Annotated in this window: 3 protein-coding genes and 1 pseudogene; 2 read left to right on the top strand and 2 right to left on the bottom strand. The window is 68.7% G+C overall.

Annotated features, from left to right (window positions below):
- Positions 1 to 255: hypothetical protein (locus tag ABD151_RS21350; RefSeq protein WP_343996892.1), on the bottom strand; the 255-nt coding region annotated here is incomplete at its 3' end.
- 2 nt (positions 256 to 257) lie between these two features.
- Positions 258 to 896 (bottom strand): DUF222 domain-containing protein, encoded by a 639-nt coding sequence (locus ABD151_RS21345; RefSeq protein ID WP_343996891.1) that lies wholly within the window; start codon positions 894 to 896, stop codon positions 258 to 260.
- A gap of 439 nt (positions 897 to 1,335) precedes the next feature.
- On the opposite strand from ABD151_RS21345, the gene ABD151_RS21340 reads away from it, so the two are divergent.
- Both ABD151_RS21340 and ABD151_RS21335 read left to right on the top strand, forming a co-directional pair.
- On the top strand, positions 1,336 to 1,905 hold the full coding sequence (locus ABD151_RS21340) for a DUF6318 family protein (protein WP_343996890.1): 570 nt from the start codon (positions 1,336 to 1,338) through the stop codon (positions 1,903 to 1,905).
- A 23-nt stretch (positions 1,906 to 1,928) separates the two neighbouring features.
- Positions 1,929 to 2,412: pseudogene (locus ABD151_RS21335) on the top strand (hypothetical protein); the annotation flags it as partial.

The following is a 2,412-nucleotide window of genomic DNA, read 5'->3' as shown; positions in this document are numbered from 1 at the left end:
ATCGCTGGTTCCGGTCGCGTCGTCGCTGGCTGGATCGTCGAACTCGCCGTGGTGCGCATCGCGGCCGGGACATTCGAGGTCCCCACACGACTCGGCATACGCGCCTGTCTCGTCGGGCACACAGCCGCAGGGTGCGGGGGTGAGGTGGTCGCGGCGTGGGTTGGTGATGGCGTTCAGGGCAGTCGCCAACCGATTCGCGCAGCCGTCGGTGAGCAGGCCGCTGATCCGGGTCGTCCCGTCGCCTTGCGGCTTCAACGTCAGTTGCTGGCGTTCGCGGGCTGAGCGCTCTTCATCGGCGAGGCGTTGCCTTCGACGGCTTCGGCGATGTCGGGCGCGACGATGTCGATGATGCGTTTGCCCATCCGGCGGAGGTCGTTGGGTCCGAACTCCTCGGCGTGCTTGACGAGGGTCCGTTCGGCGTCACGACGCACGCCTGCGTCGAGGTCGTCGGGCAGTGCGTTCAGCGAGCGGATGATCTCGACCGATTGAGCCAGGTTCACGCGCCCTTCGCGGAGTGCGGCGTGCAGGTGCATCCACCTGCTGTCGAGCTCGCGTGCGATCCGTAGCTCGCGGGCCATGGTGCCGTGGGCCTGGTGCGTTTCGTGGGCGAGGTAGTCGCCGACATTGCGGGCGCCGTGGGCGTCGGCCACGTCGAAGGCACACGCCAGGAGCCGGTAGTTCAACTCGGTCAACCGGGCCTGCAGCACGGGCATGCGCAGTAGCACGGCTTCCTTCTCGGCGGTGGTCAGGTAGATCGGGTTCGCGTCGAGGCAGGAGTCGAGTGCGGCTTCGATCGCGAGTGTGGCTTGGCAGATCGCCTGTTGGCTCAACGTGAGCGCGTCTGGCTGGGTGGTGGTCGTGGTGGGCGGGTCGGGTGGGGGAGTGATGCGTGGCATGGGTGCCTCCGAGGGGCGGGTGTCACGGGGTGGTTCCCGAGCACACGAATCACGCTAGGAGTGGCCTCCGACACAAACCGGCGGGCGGCGTTGGAAGCCGTGGGTCGCGGGTGGTTGGGGGTGTTCTGGGCGGTCGTGGTGGCGGGGTGGTTCTGGGGTGCGGGGTGTTCTTGTTCGTGGGGTGGCTGGGGTGTCGGCGGGGGTGTGGGTGTCCGCGTTGGTGGGGTGGCTGGGGTGCCCCGGTGAGGTTGGGTTGTGCACAGGTTGGTGTGGAGGGGTTTCGGTGGGCGGTGGGGGTGCTTACTCTCGTGGGGAGCGTTGACTTGGGGCGACGTCTCTCGGAAGGTCCAGGCGGATGGTGCGACGCGGTAGTTCGGGCGCGGCGTGGGTAGGTAGGTCGACGGGGTGGCCGTTGGCGTTGGTCGGTGCGGCGGCGGGTGTGGTGCTGCTGCTTGCGGCGGCACTGTTGGTGGGTGGTTGTTCGGGCAGTGAGGCCGAGCCCACGGGGTCTGGGTCGCCGTCGGTGAGTGGTTCGCCCGGTGTGGAGTTGCCGTCGGGTTCGGAGTCGTCAGAGGCAGCACCGTCGGTGGGTGTGCCGGTGCCGCCTTCGGCGATGAGGTCGGCGGATGAGGCGGGTGCGGAGGCGTTCGTGCGGCATTACTTCGCGTTGGTGAACTATGCGCAGGCGACGGGGGATCTGGAGCCGTTGCGGGCGGTGAGCGGCGCGGAGTGCTCGGGGTGTCAGGCCGGTGTGCAGTGGTTGGAGAAGGTTGCGCGCAAGGGATGGACGATCAAGGGCGGCAGCTACGGCACACGCAGCGAGACAGCGGTGGCGCTGAGTACCGCGGGTCGGTTTCGGGTCAGCTTTACCTTGAGTTCGCCGGGGCAGAAGGTGTTGGGTCCTGCGGGCGAGGTCCTCAAGCGATACGAGGGCGGCTCTGCTGAGGCCGTCATGCGGGTGCGGGTGTCAGCCGGTGTCTGGACGGTCCTGTTTTGGGAGACGCTGTGACCCGCGGTGTTGGTGCTTGCGCAGTGTCGGCGCTCGCCCAGGTCGTGCTGTTGGTCGGGGTGGCGGCTGCGGTGGGCATGGAGCCCGAAGTCCCGCAGGTGTCTCCGGGCCTAGGGGCGTTTCAAGCAGAGGTGGATGAGCAGGTCGCCGACGACAGGGAGCAAAGCGGCCCGCGGCTCGGTCAGGACCAGAGTTCGACCGGCTCGACCTCCGCCGCGTCCGGGTGCGATTCCAGCGATCCGTCGTGTGTGGTGGTGCCGGGGTGTGGTCCGGTGACGGGTGCGTTGGGGGTGGCGGGTGTGGGGGCGCAGGAGGCGTTGACGGTGGCGGGGTGTGTGCCGGGGGTGGATGAGGCTGGGGTGCCGGTGGTGGCGCGGGTGTCGTCGGGGTTGGTGTTGCGGGCGTTGCGGCGGGTGGGTCTTCCGGTTCCGGTGTTGGTGGTGCAGCCGCCGGGTGGTCGGACGTTGGTGAATCTGTCGACGTTGTTCTCGACGTCTGCGCCGCGGT

It is taken from the genome of Nocardioides dubius (assembly GCF_039528155.1).
Lineage (GTDB): Bacteria > Actinomycetota > Actinomycetes > Propionibacteriales > Nocardioidaceae > Nocardioides > Nocardioides dubius.
This window is presented reverse-complemented; position numbering and strand designations above follow the sequence as displayed.

Bases quoted from the DNA above. Each gene is read 5' to 3' on its own strand.
- ABD151_RS21345 (WP_343996891.1), bottom strand. From the start codon at position 896: ATGCCACGCATCACTCCCCCACCCGACCCGCCCACCACGACCACCACC.